The sequence below is a fragment of the Paenibacillus sp. AK121 genome (assembly GCF_019042715.1).
Lineage (GTDB): Bacteria > Bacillota > Bacilli > Paenibacillales > Paenibacillaceae > Paenibacillus > Paenibacillus polymyxa_C.
This window is the reverse complement of record NZ_JAHPJM010000005.1, coordinates 117,811-134,157: the sequence shown is the minus strand read 5'-3', so window position 1 is coordinate 134,157 and position 16,347 is coordinate 117,811. Positions and strand designations below refer to the sequence as shown.

Annotated in this window: 17 protein-coding genes; all 17 read right to left on the bottom strand. The window is 45.5% G+C overall.

The window, feature by feature from the left end; all coding sequences use genetic code 11:
* Positions 1-53: 53 nt before the first annotated feature.
* Positions 54-1,463, bottom strand: a complete 1,410-nt coding sequence (locus KSP24_RS11255; RefSeq protein ID WP_216975150.1) for a flagellar assembly protein A — start codon at positions 1,461-1,463, stop codon at positions 54-56.
* A gap of 44 nt (positions 1,464-1,507) precedes the next feature.
* Complete coding sequence (locus KSP24_RS11250) at positions 1,508-2,296, bottom strand: FliA/WhiG family RNA polymerase sigma factor (protein ID WP_025677638.1); 789 nt, start codon at positions 2,294-2,296, stop codon at positions 1,508-1,510.
* 14 nt (positions 2,297-2,310) lie between these two features.
* Complete coding sequence (locus KSP24_RS11245) at positions 2,311-2,724, bottom strand: hypothetical protein (protein WP_216975149.1); 414 nt, start codon at positions 2,722-2,724, stop codon at positions 2,311-2,313.
* Positions 2,725-2,726: 2 nt separating this feature from the next.
* Positions 2,727-3,224, bottom strand: coding sequence for a chemotaxis protein CheD (locus KSP24_RS11240; RefSeq protein WP_040101561.1), 498 nt, complete (start codon positions 3,222-3,224; stop codon positions 2,727-2,729).
* Positions 3,217-3,843 (bottom strand): chemotaxis protein CheC, encoded by a 627-nt coding sequence (locus KSP24_RS11235; RefSeq protein WP_040101562.1) that lies wholly within the window; start codon positions 3,841-3,843, stop codon positions 3,217-3,219. Before KSP24_RS11235 ends, KSP24_RS11240 begins: the two co-directional genes overlap by 8 nt.
* 3 nt (positions 3,844-3,846) lie before the next feature.
* A complete protein-coding gene (locus KSP24_RS11230; RefSeq protein ID WP_013370696.1) occupies positions 3,847-4,308 on the bottom strand; it encodes a chemotaxis protein CheW in 462 nt (153 codons plus the stop codon).
* A gap of 62 nt (positions 4,309-4,370) precedes the next feature.
* The gene (locus KSP24_RS11225; protein WP_216975148.1) at positions 4,371-6,467 is read right to left on the bottom strand and encodes a chemotaxis protein CheA; all 2,097 of its coding nucleotides are present in this window, start codon (positions 6,465-6,467) and stop codon (positions 4,371-4,373) included.
* A gap of 33 nt (positions 6,468-6,500) precedes the next feature.
* Entirely contained in the window at positions 6,501-8,045 is a 1,545-nt protein-coding gene (locus tag KSP24_RS11220) for a chemotaxis protein CheB (protein WP_014599666.1), read from the bottom strand.
* 31 nt (positions 8,046-8,076) lie between these two features.
* Positions 8,077-8,964: a MinD/ParA family protein gene (locus KSP24_RS11215; RefSeq protein WP_216975147.1), complete on the bottom strand. Its 888-nt coding sequence runs from the start codon at positions 8,962-8,964 to the stop codon at positions 8,077-8,079.
* The gene (flhF, locus tag KSP24_RS11210; protein WP_216975146.1) at positions 8,961-10,406 is read right to left on the bottom strand and encodes a flagellar biosynthesis GTPase FlhF; all 1,446 of its coding nucleotides are present in this window, start codon (positions 10,404-10,406) and stop codon (positions 8,961-8,963) included. The genes KSP24_RS11215 and flhF overlap by 4 nt, the downstream gene beginning before the upstream one ends.
* Positions 10,403-12,436, bottom strand: a complete 2,034-nt coding sequence (gene flhA, locus KSP24_RS11205; RefSeq protein ID WP_025677632.1) for a flagellar biosynthesis protein FlhA — start codon at positions 12,434-12,436, stop codon at positions 10,403-10,405. The genes flhF and flhA overlap by 4 nt, the downstream gene beginning before the upstream one ends.
* 23 nt (positions 12,437-12,459) lie before the next feature.
* Positions 12,460-13,572 (bottom strand): flagellar biosynthesis protein FlhB, encoded by a 1,113-nt coding sequence (flhB, locus tag KSP24_RS11200; RefSeq protein WP_049825469.1) that lies wholly within the window; start codon positions 13,570-13,572, stop codon positions 12,460-12,462.
* On the bottom strand, positions 13,572-14,357 hold the full coding sequence (gene fliR, locus KSP24_RS11195; RefSeq protein WP_025677630.1) for a flagellar biosynthetic protein FliR: 786 nt from the start codon (positions 14,355-14,357) through the stop codon (positions 13,572-13,574). Before fliR ends, flhB begins: the two co-directional genes overlap by 1 nt.
* A gap of 10 nt (positions 14,358-14,367) precedes the next feature.
* Positions 14,368-14,637 carry a flagellar biosynthesis protein FliQ gene (gene fliQ / locus KSP24_RS11190; RefSeq protein ID WP_016820960.1) on the bottom strand — a complete coding sequence of 90 codons (270 nt, stop codon included), beginning with the start codon at positions 14,635-14,637 and terminating at the stop codon, positions 14,368-14,370.
* Positions 14,638-14,674: 37 nt separating this feature from the next.
* Positions 14,675-15,430 (bottom strand): flagellar type III secretion system pore protein FliP, encoded by a 756-nt coding sequence (fliP, locus tag KSP24_RS11185; RefSeq protein WP_016820959.1) that lies wholly within the window; start codon positions 15,428-15,430, stop codon positions 14,675-14,677.
* Complete coding sequence (locus KSP24_RS11180; RefSeq protein ID WP_025677629.1) at positions 15,427-15,963, bottom strand: flagellar biosynthetic protein FliO; 537 nt, start codon at positions 15,961-15,963, stop codon at positions 15,427-15,429. The genes fliP and KSP24_RS11180 overlap by 4 nt, the downstream gene beginning before the upstream one ends.
* Positions 15,964-15,975: 12 nt before the next feature.
* Positions 15,976-16,341, bottom strand: coding sequence for a response regulator (locus tag KSP24_RS11175; RefSeq protein ID WP_013370687.1), 366 nt, complete (start codon positions 16,339-16,341; stop codon positions 15,976-15,978).
* Positions 16,342-16,347 lie beyond the last annotated feature (6 nt).

Here is a 16,347-nt window from a genome sequence, read left to right as displayed (position 1 = left end):
CGTATCAGACTACCAAGAAATATAATAAATTGAATTATTATCAGTGTAATGAATTACATGTAGGAGGACATGCTGATATCTCCCTCATGGTAATAAAACGCCATTCTTTCCAAAGAATCTTTAATAAATTTTGTATATCTGCCGATAACTATCTTAGAGCCACCATAAATCACATTTTTCACTTCTACCCGGGCGCGGCTCGTATCTTCTAAAGTTCGTTCTATTTCAAGCATTCTGGACTTGGTTTCCAAAAGTTCCTGTTCATTGGATTTTTTAGTAGATGTCAGCTTGATTCGCATAGCCATTCTATCAGGTGCGAGCTGACCGGCAGCCGCTAGCTGATCCAATATTGTGAGAGCCTTGTTCGTTTTATCCTGGCTGTCTGTCTGCTGCTTCAATCGTGCGCGGAGTTCTGTCAGCTCATCACGCAGTTCGGGAAGCACACCCACTTCGATATTGGTAGCTGTGGACATCGTATTACCGACGGTACGAGCCACTACCTTTTTACCAGCTTGTACACTGCCACCTACGATAAGCCCTTTTGTCCCTTCGCAGATTACATTATTACTCGCTTTGATCTGGGAATGCATGATACTCTGGGATACAAGTACATCGGCTCCCGCGATCACGTTACCATCTTGTATAAACGAGCATTTCACATTTTGTGCAGCTTTCACGAATCCTTTATGGTATCCGATAATACCCCCGCTGATTTCCACTGAGCCATCCGCCTCAATTTCAGCGCCTTCCACACCGCCAATGACACGAATGTCACCAGCCGCCCGAACGCGAAAACCTGTCAAGACATTCCCGCGAATGACGACGGTTCCAACAAAATCAATGTTACCGACGCTATAATCGACATCCCCGTTCACTTCATACACAGGGAACACATTAAGCTTGCCCTTTTCAGTTGTAGTCACTAAACCATCAATAGCCGCATACATCGCAACGCCTTCCGGATGGATCACTACATTTTTGCCAACTTTAAAACGCGCCTCTTTACCTGGAAGAAAAGGAATTTCCTCTCCGGTTACAGCAATCCCTGGTACACCCGGCAGAGGATCCACCCGTTCGGCAATCAGTTGTCCACGTTTTACATTTCTTAAACGAGTTAATTCTTTATAATCCACCCGTCCATCCACAGTTTCAAGTGGCTTATGTGCATCTTCACCGGTCACAATATCGGCCAGATTTATTTTCCCATCTGTACCATGAATCGGCTGCTTTCCCTGAGCAATCAGTAATTTCCCGAAGAAATGATCTTCCGGATTTGCCACAAATGTGCGAATTGCATCGGTAATTACACCGTAGGATATTTTTTGGTTGCTTAGAAAACGTTCTAATTCTTGCACAGAACAGGCAAAGCCTTCTTCACGTTTGGCAAACTCCAAGTAGGCGGATTGTTTGTCAGGTGAGACAACCACTTTTAAAAACTGATCCAAAGCATACTGCTTCTCCACATGGGTGCTCCTTCCGTCTAACTGTTACTGTAACCTCCCGTACGTTAATCTTTACGCATTAGCAAATCCCGTTGTTTGTCCAGTGTCGCTCTCAGACGTAATATTGCTTTGGAATGCAACTGAGAAATTCGCGAAGGAGAAAGTGACATGACCTCAGCAATTTCGCTGAGTGACAGATCCTCGTAATACAATAAAGAAACAACGATACGCTCTTTTTCAGTTAATTTATCAATGCCTTGTGCCAAGGCATCACGAAGTGTGAATTCATTGACCTTATGGTCCGGATTTTTCGCCTTTTCGTCCACCAACAGGGAAAGCCGTGTTTCCGACTCTTCTTCGCGGATCGGGTCCTCCAGTGAAACAATCGACATCACGGCGACCTCCTGGATCATACTTTGAAACTCTTTCTCGGAGACGTCCAAATAATGACTCATCTCTTCGTCGCTTACTGTGCGTAAATATCTTTGTTCTAGATGCTGGTAGGCGTCTTCGATTTTTTTCGCTTTTTCCCTAACTGAACGAGGAACCCAATCTCCTTGACGAAGGCCATCCAAAATTGCTCCACGAACACGCCAAGAAGCATAAGTCTCAAACTGCAAACCACGCTCATAATCAAATTTCTCTAAAGCATCAATCAAACCCATAACACCGTTGCTCGCCAGATCATCCTTGGATACATTTTTAGGTAAGCCTACTGCAAGACGGCCCGACACATACTCCACAATATGAAGATACTTTTCAATTAACTGTTTCTTCGCTTCCTTGTCACCGTGTTCTTTCCATTGCTCCCACAGGTCGGAATGGTTCAAATGAGCGGCTTTTCGCTCGTTCATCGGCTTCACCCTCCTTATTTGTCTGTCAGGTGACGAACGGCCTTGGCCAATTCTTCAGGGTCCTTGTTGGAAACCAGCTTAGGTGGGTTTAAAGGTGCGAAACCATTATTCCCCTCGTCCGTCTGGTCTGGTTTCGGTTTTAGCAATTCATTCAGGTTTTCATTTTCGTCTGGTGTCGTCAGGTCCAGATTTCCCCCTACGCCGTCTACCTGAGAGCTTGCCCGGTCTTGGGCATTCCCCAAATCTGGCCGCGCCACTACACTCAGTGTCCAGCGCAGCACAAATGCAAGTAGGAACCAAAAAACGAAGGCGATTAAGCCACGAATTAAGCTCGTGGTCAGCAGATTGCTGCCAACGGACAACACAAAAGTCAGAATAAATCCGACTACTCCAGACCAAAGATTAATGCGTAAGCTACCAAATAACATGTTTATAATTCCTTTACACCTTTTTGTACGCTTCGAATATTCAAAACGCCAGTTTCAGAGTCCAACTCAATCGTTCGTCCATAATTGCCACCTGTATCTTCCGCAATCAAAGGAATGCCCAGATCTACAAGCATTTCCTTACAGGATTCTACATTGCGCGGGCCAATCCGCATGGTGTCTCCACTACCGGCAAAGGCAAACATCTGCGCTCCTCCTGCCATTTTGGCAATCAGTCTGCGCCGCTCAGCACCCAGTTTCAACATTCGCTCCAACAACTCTGGCAATGCGGTATCCGCATATTTGGCAATATTCAGCTGCCCTTCACGGGCAATATCCGAGGACGGTAACATCACATGTGCCATGCCTGCCAGCTTCAAATGAGGATCATAGAGGGTCAATCCGACGCAGGAGCCAAGTCCTGTCGTGCGAATCGAGTTCGGGTTGCTAGTAACATTTAAATCTGCCATGCCGACTTTAATGATGCTTTTATCCTCAATCATCGTTCATCGGGACTCCTAACGACCTAAAGATTTTCCCGAACGATTCTGGATCAGGAATCAGGAAAAATTGACCCTCAATCTGATTCTGCCCTTCCAGAAACGATGTGTCAATCAATAAAGCAGCATCCCCCATTTGCCCAAACTGCAGCAGTCCGTAGCTGAGAATAGCTCCTGCCATATCCAGTGCCAGCGCAGGGACTGTCGGGTACATGGATAAACGTGTGAAATCCGCCAACGAAGAAAGGTAGGAGCCTGCTAAAATATTACCGATCTCCGACAGGGCTGAATGCTCCATCTCGTTAAAGCTATCTTCGTCATCCGAAGGAATATTCGCCAAACGGGATAGTAAGCTTTTTGCCGCCTGAGGTTGCAATATGAAGAATAGATTACCAGGTGCTTCCCCTTCGACCCTAAAAAATATTGCAACAACAAGCTGTTCATTTCCGCCGACTTTGTCCGCAATTTCCTCAAAAGGCAGCATTTGCACTTTGGGCACACCCATGTCGATCGGTTTATTGAGAAGCCGGGAGAGCGCTGTAGCAGCGTTCCCCGAGCCAATGTTGCCGACTTCTTTCAATACATCCAACTTGAAGTCTTCGAGATTTCCCAGATTTTCCATATATTAATCCTCTAAGCCTTCTAATTGGTTCATCTCGCTACGGTTCAAAACTTCGGACAAGTTGAGCATGATCAGCAGACGTTCTTCACCAATTTTAGCAACTCCGCGAAGGTATTTCGCCTTAACTCCGCCGACTACTTCCGGTGGTGTCTCAATGTTGTCAGTATTCAGGTCAATCACGTCATTCGCTGAATCCACGATAAAGCCGACTTGCATCTCGCCCACAGCAACGATAATAATACGGGTTTGATCGGTATACTCGGCTTCAGGTAATCCAAAACGGCCACGAAGATCAATAACCGGAATAACCACGCCTCTCATGTTGAATACGCCTTTAACAAAATCGTAAGTTCTCGGAACTCGTGTAATCGGCACCATGCGTTCAATAGATTGGACTTTTTCTACTTCAACACCGTATTCTTCTTCACCAAGCTTAAATACGATAACTTTAATTTCTTCTCCCATGTCTAAAAACCCTCCTTATTGATGTCAGCAATCTCACATTTCTTTCATTTTTAATGAAGACATTATTTAATGAAAACATTCGGGTCAATGATCAAAGCAACCTGACCGTCACCCAGAATCGTAGCACCTGAAATTCCTTGGATGTTTGGAAGATACTTGCCCAGATTTTTAAGGACGATTTCACTTTGTCCCAAAAAGTCCTGTACGGAAAGAGCTGCCAGACGGTCTCCCTTACGGATGACCACGACCTCTGTCTCTTCTTCTTCATCTTCGTTGAAGTCCGGTACCTCAAACAGCTGACTCAAGGAGATAAGCGGGATATGAGAATCGCGGAAAGCAATCATCTTATTGCCATGCACAGAACGGATTTGCTTACGTTTGACGATCGCAGTTTCCACAATGGAAGACAAAGGAATCGCATATTTTTCTGAACCGATCTGTATCATCATGGCTGCAATAATGGATAGAGTCAGCGGCAATTGTACAGAGAAATTAGTGCCTTGGCCCAATGTGGAGTGAACCGTAACATTACCACCCAAAGCAGTGATTTTGGATTTAACAACATCCAGACCGACACCGCGTCCTGATACGTCTGAAATGACTGCAGCTGTACTAAAGCCTGGAGCAAACAATACTTGATAAGCTTCCTCGTCGGTCATTGAAGCTGCTTGTTCTGCTGTCAAAATCCCTTTGGAAATAGCACTGTTTAGTACCTTTTCACGGTTAATCCCGTTCCCATCATCCTCAATCTCGATAAATACGTTATTACCGCTATGAAAAGCACGCAGTTGAACCGTTCCAGTTTCTGGTTTGCCAGCTGCAATCCGGTCGGCCACTGACTCGATGCCATGATCCACGGAGTTACGAAGCAAATGCACCAGAGGATCGCCAATTTCGTCGATAACAGTCCGATCCATTTCAGTCTCTGCTCCAGTAATAACCAATTCCAGTTTTTTATCCAGCGACTTGGCCAGATCGCGAACCATACGCGGGAAACGGTTGAAAACAGTATCTACAGGTACCATCCGCAATTTAAGAACAACATTTTGCAAATCACTGCTCACACGACTCATATGCTCAACCGTTTCTGTCAGTGCTGGATTGGAAGCCTCACTGGCTAACTGTTCTAAACGCACACGGTCAATGAGCAACTCGCTGAATAAATTCATAAGTACATCCAGACGTTCAATATCTACGCGAATCGTACGGTTGTGCGTAGGAGCAGCCGTCTTGGCTACTGGCGCTTTACCTGCGGCTGGCTTGGCGACAGAGGCCGCAGCTGGAGACTGCGGCTGGGATGGAGCGGTTGGCTGCACGGCAACAGGTGCTTCCTGTACCGCCGCTGTCTCAGCGAGTCCAGCATTAACTTCGCTCATTTGTTTAAGGGATTCCTGATCCAGTTGTACCACTGAGACAGTGTCAATTTCAGAGATACCCGCGATTTCCTTTTCCAGCTCCCCAACTTCTTTCTGCGTTATGTAATATAACGAGAAGCTTTGTTCGAATTTTTCCTGCTCGATATCCTGTACGGATGGATAGGCCTTGACAATTTCACCAGAGTTTTCCAATGTGTTAAATACCATAAAGGCACGTGCTGCCTTCAGCTGGCTCTCTGAACTGATTGTTACCTGTATATAGTGAACACGATGCCCTTCTGAAATCGATTGCTCCAGTACAGAATACTGGAATTGGTCCAAAACCAATCCAGCACTATCGTTAGTGCCCGCTTTTGCAGAAGGAGACTCCTCAGCGGCGGCATTTGAGCCGGACTTTAAGAAATCCCCGCTCACGATGGATTGTAATGAAGATACAATAGAGGAGACATCCGCTTTTCCATCGCCTCCCTCTGTAATGTGCTGCACCATGGATTCCAGGGCATCCAAACCTTTAAATAAGGTATCGAATATAAATTCATGCATCGCCAGCTTGTTGTTACGTACCAGATCAAGAACGTTTTCCATTTGGTGAGTGAGCGATGCCAGGTCTTCAAACCCCATCGTAGCAGCCATTCCTTTGAGGGTATGGGCAGAACGGAAAATCACCTGAACGATGCCTAGATCGGTTGGGTTGCTTTCCAGTTGAAGCATATTTTCGTTAAGAGATTGCAGATGATCATTCGACTCATCAATAAACATGTTTAAATATTGGTTCATGTCCATTGTGAGACACCTCCTCCATGAGTTACACTCCGATTATTTCACAACTTGTACAAGCTTGGGGGCGATCTCCTGCATTGGCAGAAGGTGGCGCACACATTTTAATTCAACTGCTGAGCGGGGCATTCCGTACACTACACAAGTCTCCTCATTTTCAGCAAATGTGGATTGAACCCCAGCGTCATAAAGCTTTTTCATCATTTTAGCCCCGTCGCTCCCCATTCCAGTAAGCAATACTAGATGTCTTTCCAGCGAGGTTAACGAGAGCAGTGATTCGAACATCGTATCTACGGAAGGACGGTGACCATTGCGAGCCTCCTCCATCTTCAGTGACACAGTGTATTTACCACCGGCTCCAGGCACAATTCTTAGCTGATATCCCCCTGGAGCGATGTAGGCTGTTCCCGTCTCCAGCGTCATCCCCTGCTCAGCCTCCACCACTCGTAGTGGACTCAACGTATTCAACCGTTGGGCTAGCGAACGAGTGAAGTTTGGCGGCATATGCTGAACGATAACGATTGGAGCTGGAAAATCCCCAGGGATGCGCTCCAACAGCGTCTTCAGCGCCCGTGGTCCGCCCGTAGAACATCCGACCGCCACCAGTTTTCGAAAGCTGGACGTGTGTACACCTTTTTTAAGTGACAATCCCTTTGGTGCGGCTGGAACTGTAGGTGCTGTTACTGGAGGCGTTGTAGCCGCAGGAGTGGAAGAAGCTGATGAAGTTACCGTCTTCCGTGATTCCGGCTTGACCAACCCTGCTTTATCCTTACCCTGCATCGATTTGCCAGCGGTCGGCTCAGAGCTCTTCAGTTGTCCCGACGTTATTCCCGTACCCATGGACAAGTCTTCTTTCTTCTGCACATGAGGTGCTTGCACTGGTTTCCTTGGCTGAACAGCTGGCTTGTCTATGCGATCAGCTGTAGCAGCTGTTCCAGACAGCTGTTTTTTAGTTTCCTGCTTGGCAGCTGTTGGGACGGACTTCCCAGCATCTTTCTTTGGCTGAGCCGATGCAGCAGGTGGAGAAGCAAGCGGAACAACAGGAGGCTTGTCTGCCGAAGCTTGACTTCCAGCTCGTTTCTCAGTCACAGCCTGTCCAGGTGGCTTTTCCATTGGCGTTTTTTTCGCTTGTTCCAATGCAGCTTTGCGTTCATTAGCTTCCTTGCGCTCCAAGCGGCTGCGTACTGCTTGCATAGCAGTATGCATCTGTTCGAGCAATGCCTTGCTCACCTGCTCAATATCTTGCGCATGAGCAATGGAAGGCTTTCTTATAAAATCAAAAGCCCCTGCCTCCAAAGCCATGATGGTCTCCTTCATGCCTTGTTCATTGATGCCTGACAGCATAATGACAGGTAGCGGATGGGCTGCCATAATCAGTGGCAACGCTTCAAGACCATTCATTTCAGGCATTTCGACATCCATGGTGACCAAATCAGGCTGCAATTCTTTCACTTTCTCTACAGCCTCTCTGCCATTGGCGGCTGTACCTACGATGTTGAACGACTCATCCCTTACAATTAGATCTGTAATAATTTTGCGCATAAAGGCCGAATCATCTACAACCAGCACCCGGTAAGCACACATGTTAAACACCCCTGTTTCCTCTCATCAAAAATCAATGCATAGAACGCCGCAACCATTTTTGCATAAATCCTTTAATTCCACTCAATGCACCTGATTGTGGAACCTGTGGCATTGCTGCAAAACGGTGTGCCAGATTCAGTACATCTCTTGAAGCCGTACATCCCGGAAAAGCAACCATAAAAGGTATTTGTCTTTTGACTGCCTGCATGACATGAGTATCGTCACTGATATGTCCAAGCAGCGGGATTTCGATCTCCAAAAAGCGTTTCGCAACAAGTGCGATCTTATCAGCAACTTGACGGGCCTCATTATCGTTATCGGCACGATTGACTATAATTTTGAATACCGTATCTTTCTGCAACCCGTTCACGACTTTAATTAGTGCATACGCATCTGTTAAGGACGTCGGCTCTGGGGTGGTTATTACCATACATTCGTCAGCTGAAGTGATAAATTTAAGATTTTCCTTGGATAAACCTGCACCTGTATCAAAAAGGATATAATCCATGTCTGCTGCCATTTTTTCTACTTCTTCGGCAAAATAATTCAGATTCTCATCTGATAAGGCAAACAGTTCGCTTAAGCCTGAACCTCCGGCAATATAAGGCAAACCACCTATACCCGTTTGAATAATTTCATCAATGGATTTTTCACGTTTTAACAGATGAAGAAGATTGTATTGTGAGTGGGCCCCCATCAACACATCAATATTAGCCATACCGATGTCAGCATCAAACACAAGTACCTTTCGACCAAGAGATTGCAGGGCCAAAGCAAAGTTCAGCGTAAAATTGGATTTGCCCACCCCGCCTTTACCACTGGTAATCGTTATAATTTTTGCGTGACGATTACGTGGGGGTAATCGATATTTTTCTAAGGATGGGGCCATCTGTCTAAGTGATTGGGCTTGATCACTCATATGGAATCTCCGATAACTTCTGGTGATCCTTGGGCTCCAAGCAGCATATTTGTCACCATTTCTGCATCGGGATGAAGCAGGTCGTCAGGAACATTTTGTCCATTAGTAATATAGGCCAACTGCATCGGAAACTGGTGCAAAAGATTAAACATTCCGCCACAACTGCCTGTCTCATCCATCTTGGTAAATACAACCTTACCAAGACCAAACTTACTGAAATGTCCAGTTATATTAAGCATATCCCTGCTTTTGGATGTCAGGCTGAGTACCAGATACGTCTCACTTTCATTAATAGGTGAAAGCAGACTTTGCAGCTCTGATACAAGCAGTTCATTACGATAATTTCGCCCTGCAGTATCCATGAGGATCAAGTCACAATGCTCCAGACGTTGGATAGCTCTTTGGACGTCACCGGGAGATTGCACAACTTCAAGCGGTACATTTAAAATCGTTGCATATGTACGCAGTTGCTCGACGGCTGAAATTCGGTACGTGTCAGAAGTAATAAATCCAACTTTGCGATGATGCTTGAACAACTGTTCCGCAGCCAACTTCGCAATGGTTGTCGTTTTTCCTACTCCGGTAGGGCCTGCAACATACACAATTTTGGTGTCTTGGGAAATTCCTTTATCCAGTCTTGTCTGTATAAAACTGGTCACTTCCTCACGAAAGGCTTGCTCCCAATCAAAAGTTTCAGGTGCAAAAGGGTGCTCACTTCGACGCACATATACCTGTTCGATCCAATATTCCAGTAAATCACGTTCCACTTCCTGTTCCAATACATGCTCACAAATCTCTTGCAGCGCCTCCGGCCAAGTACTTTCCATCGAAGAGTTTCTGGAAAACCGAGTCATCATCGCTTTCATTTCCCGTAATTCATTAAGCAAAGCCTGATTTTCCTCAGCTCCACTCTTGTCTGGAACACTTGCTTCGATTGGCCGTTTATGCAGCTCACTGGATGATTTCAGGTTCGAAAGCAATACTTCTTGATCAAATGCCTGAGATATAGTCTCCAGGTTATTAGCAGACCTAGGCGACAAATGCTCAGTTGCTGATGCAGCTTGTTCTGTATTAACCGTTAATTCAGCTTGTCCTTCTTTGGAACTACCGGCTATCTGTTGTGTAACCCGTCGATAAGCTTCTGGAGCTGCTTGTCTGGGGACCACAGGGACTAATGGTTTTTCCGGCTTCTCAGGGGTGTTCATTAGAGGCGAAGAAGCCTGGGCAAGCTGGTGTGACGAGCGTTCAGCCCGCCGAGGCTTTGGAGGTTGCTGCTCCTCAACTGCAGCAACCACTTCAATTTTCTTTTTACTGAACATCCCCATAAAACCGCCGACCTTCACTTCCTTTGTACTTAAAATGACGGCATCTGTTCCTAAGTCACCCCTGATTTGCAGCATGGCTTCTGGCATGGTATCCACTACATATCGTTTCACCCTCATAAGTTCACCACCCCGACACTTTGAATTTCAACGTTCGGCTCCAGCTCACTGTACGACAGCACCGGGACATCCTGCATCGTCCGCTCCATCACTTGCCGCAAATACATACGTATTGTCGGTGACGTTAACACAATAGGCTGCTGTCCAGATTGAATGAGACGATTGATTTGCTCCATCATCCTTTGATACACCGTTTGCGTTGACACCGGATCAAGAGCCAAATAGCTACCTTGCTCCGACTGCTGCACACTCTCAGCAATTTTCTTCTCCAATCCTGGTCCCACGGTAATAACGCGCAACGTTTCTCCCTGCTGTGCAAATTGCTGCGTAATCTGACGTGATAACGCTTGGCGAACATATTCAGTCAGCACGTCTGGATCTTTTGTATAAGTACCATAGTCAGCCAGTGTCTCGAATATAGTCACCATATCGCGTATAGAGATTTTTTCTTTCAACAGCTTGGCCAACACTTTTTGTACGTCCCCAATCGCAAGCACAGAAGGAATAAGGTCGTCCACCAGCACTGGGTAATTCTCTTTGAGATTGTCAACCAGCGAACGTGTTTCCTGTCTGCCAAGCAACTCATGGGCATGTTTCTTGATCGTCTCTGTTAGATGAGTAGCTACAACTGAAGGTGGATCAACTACCGTATAACCTGACAGCTCAGCAACATCCTTGGTGTTCTCGTCAATCCAGAGTGCAGGCAATCCGAAAGCCGGTTCTGTCGTTTCAATCCCTGTAATAGAGTCGTCGTCGTATCCCGGACTCATAGCCAGATAATGATTCAACAACAGTTCTCCGCCGCCTACCGTATTGCCTTTAATTTTAATTACATATTCGTTAGGCTTGAGCTGAATGTTGTCCCGAATACGAATGACCGGCACAACCAACCCCAGCTCCAAGGCGCATTGACGGCGAATCATAATAATACGATCCAGTAAATCACCGCCTTGCTGTGTATCCGCCAAAGGAATCAACCCGTACCCAAATTCAAATTCAATCGGATCTACTTGAAGCAAGTTAATGACACTTTCCGGACTACGCACCTCTTCGATTTGTTGCTCCTCCTCCAGCTGTTCATCAGCAATTTGCTTGCGTTCCATATTGCCCTGCATTCTTCGGGCTGCAAAAAACAATAGAATCGCAAGTGGAAGAGTTGTAATGATATGAATAGGCGTGAAAAGGCCCAATAATGCAATGGTGGCAGCCACTATGTAGATCAATTTTGGATATGAAAAGAGCTGTCCGGTTAAATCTTCTGCTAAGTTGCCATCCGACGTAGCCCGCGTAACAATCAAGCCTGATGCCGTGGATATGAGCAGCGCGGGAATCTGGCTGACCAATCCATCACCGATCGTGAGAACAGAATACGTTGACAGCGCTTCTTGAAATCCTTTTCCCTGAACGGCCATACCGATAATAAAGCCGCCCACCAGGTTAATGATCAAAATGATAATACTGGCGATCGCATCGCCTTTAACGAATTTACTCGCACCATCCATTGCTCCGTAAAAATCCGCTTCCCGTTCGATTTTACTGCGTCGTTCACGGGCTTGCTGCTCATTAATCAGACCTGCATTCAAATCAGCATCAATACTCATTTGTTTACCTGGCATCGCATCCAATGTAAAGCGTGCGCCCACTTCTGCTACCCGCTCCGATCCTTTGGTGATAACAATGAACTGTACGACCACAAGAATGAGAAAGACAACAAAGCCAACGGCAATTTGGCCGCCTGCAATCCAGCTACCAAACGTAGCAACTACTTCGCCGGCATGACCCTCACCTAAAATAAGTTTGGTCGTAGAAATGTTGAGCGCCAAACGAAACAGCGTTGTAATGAGCAGCAATGAAGGAAAGATAGAGAACTGTAAAGCTTCCTTCGTATTCATTGAAACAAGTAAAATCATCAATGCAATAGAAATATTAATGACGAGTAGAACATCCAGCAGCCATGAAGGGATCGGGAGAATCATCATAAGAACGATACCGATGACGCCTGCAAGGACGGTTATTTCTTTTATTTTCACGGGTCTCTTGGCCTCCGATCCCTTTATTTCACTTTACCTTTTAATTTATATACATACGCCAGCACTTCGGCAACGGCCTGAAAAAGATCAGCTGGTATCGCATCCCCGATTTCGGCTCTTTGAAACAGCGCCCGCGCCAGCGGCTTGTTTTCCATCGTTATAACGCCGTTTTGCTTGGCAATTTCTTTAATTCGGAGCGCGACATAATCTTGTCCTTTCGCAATAATCTGCGGCGCTTCCATCTCCGAACCGTCATATTTCAAAGCCACAGCAAAGTGCGTAGGGTTGGTGATGATGACATCTGCATTAGGAACCTCCTGCATCATACGCTGCATAGCCATACGGCGCTGCCGCTCGCGAATTTTCCCTTTGATTAGCGGGTCACCCTCCATTTTCTTGTACTCATCCTTGATGTCCTGTTTGGACATTTTCAGATTTTTCTCATGCTCATAACGTTGATACATATAATCCAATATCGCTAAAATGAACAGCACCACACCAATTTTGAGTCCTAGTTCCATTGTTAAGGAAGCTGTAAAACTCAACATCTGGTCGCCCGACATTTCAGCTAGTTTGGGTAGGTCAGCCTTTGTTTTCCAGAGTACGCTGTACACCAGATAACCAATTACAGTCATTTTTAAAACGGATTTCAGGAATTCAACCAATGACCTCATGGCAAAAATATTTTTGAAGCCTTTAATGGGGTCAATTTTGCTAAATTTGGGTGTAATACCCTCTCCAACCAATAAAAAACCCACCTGCATGTAATTTGCCACTACCCCGATAACAATGGCACCAATAAAAATAGGAGCCAGCATAATTAAGATTTGCACACCATACTCACCCATCATCAGCAGCGTTGTATTCGGTGTTACTTCCATAGACAGCCGATTCACAAAAATATCCCGAAACAAGCGGACCGCATGATCCTTAAAATACCCGCCGAAAATCATGAGGCAAAAAAACGTAACCAGCAGGACACCAGCAGCGGGCAACTCCATGCTCTTGGCAACCTGCCCTTTTTGTCTTGCATCCTGTTTCTTCTTGGGTGTAGCTTTTTCCGTTTTTTCCCCTGAGAACAACTGCAGGTTCATAGCATATTTAAATGACAAACTACGTTCCTCCAGACCAGACATTAAGGACGATTACCCATAATATCCAACAAGTTGCGCATGGATTCGAACATCACAGAAAACAATCTTTCGAATATAAAAGCAAAACTTGGCATGAGAAGCAGTAACATGAACAATCCAACAAAAATTTTGAGCGGCACACCAATGACAAAAATGTTAAACTGCGGTGCTGTTTTAGCTAAAAAGCCAAGTCCCACATCCGTTAAAAAGGTAGCTACTACTATAGGAGCAGCAATTTGAAAGGCTAACATAAATGATTCCGCAAAAGAACGCACCAGAAATTCGGTTACACTGCCACCATACAACTTTATAAAAAAATCATTGGTCAGCGGTACCCAGTCATAACTGTATAAAATAGCATTTAGCAGATGATGGTGCCCGTTTATGCTCAAAAAAAACAATACAGCTATAGCAAACTTAAAATTTCCTGTCAAAGGCGATGAAGCTCCTGTCATAGGATCAAGCACATTGGCCATCCCGAAGCCCACCTGAAGATCAATAAAAGAACCTGCAGTTTGGATCGCTGTCATAAAGAAATATGCAGTAAACCCCAGCAACAACCCAATCAGCACCTCACGCCCTACTAACAGCACATACGCTACATCGGTCGGCACCTGTTGATGTGTACCATAAGTAAGATACACGACCAAAGCTAGAAATCCTGAAATTCCCACCTTAAAGATATTAGGTACCCCTCGGGTTGAAAAAATGGGGGCTACTACAAAAAACGAGGTAATCCGACAAAAAATCAGCAAAAAAACAGGAAAACTCTGCAACAATATGTTCATAACTTTCAGCCTAACCTATATATTTGTACAAATTGTCCAGAATGTTATACGTAAAGTCCACTAATGAGGTCAATATCCAGGGTCCGAACAAAAGCAATGCCAGCAATACGGCGACAATCTTCGGAACAAAGGCCAGTGTCTGCTCCTGAATTTGGGTTGTTGCTTGAAAAATACTGATGATCAAACCCACGACTAGCCCCAATATCAGCATCGGAGCACTCACCTTGAGTACAATGTACACCGCTTGCCCAGCCAGGGAAATAATAAACTCCGAAGTCATTGCCGTCCTCCTTGATTGCTGTCCTTGCAGAAAGTATTCATGTATTAAAACTCAGAAGTAATGATTTGACTACCAAATACCAACCATCTACAAGTACAAAGAGCAGTATTTTAAAAGGAAGCGAGATCATTACCGGTGGTAGCATCATCATCCCCATAGCCATGAGTGTACTCGCCACTACAATGTCTATAACTAAAAAGGGTATAAAAATCATAAAGCCCATCTGAAATGCTGTTTTCAACTCACTGATTGCATATGCCGGAACCATCACCGTTAGTGGAATATCTTGATAGTTTTTTGGTTTTTCCATCTTGGTGTATTTCATAAAGAGTAGTAGATCCTTCTCACGTGTATGAGAGAACATAAAAGTCTTAATCGGTACTGATGCCTTATCTAGTGCCTGAGACTGTGTTATATCCCCCTTGAGATACGGCTGAAGCGCAGTTTCGTTCATAGCTGAGAAGGTCGGCGCCATAATAAATAAGGTGAGAAACAAGGCCAGTCCAACAAGCACCTGATTGGGCGGCATCTGCTGAGTTCCCAGTGAAGTTCGCACAAAGCCAAGTACAATCACGATACGCGTAAAACTCGTCATAAGTACAAGCAACGCGGGCGCTACACTAATGACAGTAATAAGTAAAATAATAGACAGCGAGGTGGCACCGGGCTGTCCTTTGTCCGAATTGCCGACTTGAATATCAATGTTCGGAATCGGTTCCGCAGAGGCCGCCGTCACCGAAATGAAGCTGAACAAGACAAGCAGCAAACATGCTAGTATAATCTTTTTTCTCATGAATCTCCCGACCGATCTGTAGTATTCTCCTCATTGCGCAACTTTTCAAGTTTATCCTTGCGATTCGGCATCTGCCGAAGCTTGGATTCAAACATCTCATGAAAAGATGTTTCCTCTTCAGTTTGCTGCTGCTGTGCCGCGTTGTTCCGGCGAAGCTTATCCGCAATTTTAGCGAATAGCGGGGCAATTGGGCCGCGCTGCAGAGAAGCTTCCTGCTCCAGTGCGGCCAAAATTTGCTCCACTTCTTCAGGATCGGATACTTTGTCAACAAGCCGGATATCTTCTCCCACACCAATGAGGTACACACTGCTACCAACTTCAACAAGCTGAAGGGATTTATTGGGGCCAAGCCCCACGCCTCCCAGTATGCGAACGGAGCGGTTGCTAAACCAGCTCTGATTTCTTTTACTCAAAAACCGTATCAAGTACACGATCAGTACGATGATAAAGATTAGCACGAAAAGGACCCAAGCAATGTTTCCTATATTGCTAGATGTACTCAAAGCGTCAGAGGCACCCTGTTGTGTATCCATACTGGATGCGCCTTACACACCCAGTGTCTTGTTGATGGCTTCGATAACCCGATCCGATTGGAATGGCTTAACGATAAAATCTTTTGCGCCAGCTTGAATGGCATCAATTACCATAGCTTGCTGACCCATCGCGGAACACATGATAACCTTTGCGTTCGGGTCAATTTGTTTGATTTCCTTCAGAGCGGCAATGCCGTCCATCTCAGGCATCGTGATATCCATCGTAATCAGGTCAGGACGAAGCTCCTTGAATTTTTCAATGGCCTGTGATCCATCCTGGGCCTCTCCTACTACTTCAAATCCATTTTTGGACAGGATGTCCCGAATCATCATTCTCATAAATGCAGCATCGTCCACGATCAAAATACGGTTTGCCATCTGAAA

Excerpts from the sequence above, each read along its gene's own strand:
- flhB (WP_049825469.1), bottom strand. The coding sequence starts at position 13,572 with ATGTCTGGTCTGGAGGAACGTAGTTTGTCATTTAAATATGCTATGAAC.
- KSP24_RS11235 (WP_040101562.1), bottom strand. The coding sequence starts at position 3,843 with ATGGAAAATCTGGGAAATCTCGAAGACTTCAAGTTGGATGTATTGAAA.
- KSP24_RS11175 (WP_013370687.1), bottom strand. The coding sequence starts at position 16,341 with ATGGCAAACCGTATTTTGATCGTGGACGATGCTGCATTTATGAGAATG.
- KSP24_RS11240 (WP_040101561.1), bottom strand. The coding sequence starts at position 3,224 with ATGATTGAGGATAAAAGCATCATTAAAGTCGGCATGGCAGATTTAAAT.
- KSP24_RS11250 (WP_025677638.1), bottom strand. The coding sequence starts at position 2,296 with ATGAACGAGCGAAAAGCCGCTCATTTGAACCATTCCGACCTGTGGGAG.
- fliR (WP_025677630.1), bottom strand. The coding sequence starts at position 14,357 with ATGAACATATTGTTGCAGAGTTTTCCTGTTTTTTTGCTGATTTTTTGT.
- KSP24_RS11215 (WP_216975147.1), bottom strand. The coding sequence starts at position 8,964 with ATGAGTGATCAAGCCCAATCACTTAGACAGATGGCCCCATCCTTAGAA.
- KSP24_RS11220 (WP_014599666.1), bottom strand. The coding sequence starts at position 8,045 with ATGTGTGCTTACCGGGTGCTGGTTGTAGATGATTCGGCCTTTATGCGC.
- fliP (WP_016820959.1), bottom strand. The coding sequence starts at position 15,430 with ATGAGAAAAAAGATTATACTAGCATGTTTGCTGCTTGTCTTGTTCAGC.
- flhF (WP_216975146.1), bottom strand. The coding sequence starts at position 10,406 with ATGAGGGTGAAACGATATGTAGTGGATACCATGCCAGAAGCCATGCTG.
- KSP24_RS11225 (WP_216975148.1), bottom strand. The coding sequence starts at position 6,467 with ATGGACATGAACCAATATTTAAACATGTTTATTGATGAGTCGAATGAT.
- KSP24_RS11230 (WP_013370696.1), bottom strand. The coding sequence starts at position 4,308 with ATGGGAGAAGAAATTAAAGTTATCGTATTTAAGCTTGGTGAAGAAGAA.
- KSP24_RS11180 (WP_025677629.1), bottom strand. The coding sequence starts at position 15,963 with ATGGATACACAACAGGGTGCCTCTGACGCTTTGAGTACATCTAGCAAT.
- fliQ (WP_016820960.1), bottom strand. The coding sequence starts at position 14,637 with ATGACTTCGGAGTTTATTATTTCCCTGGCTGGGCAAGCGGTGTACATT.
- KSP24_RS11245 (WP_216975149.1), bottom strand. The coding sequence starts at position 2,724 with ATGTTATTTGGTAGCTTACGCATTAATCTTTGGTCTGGAGTAGTCGGA.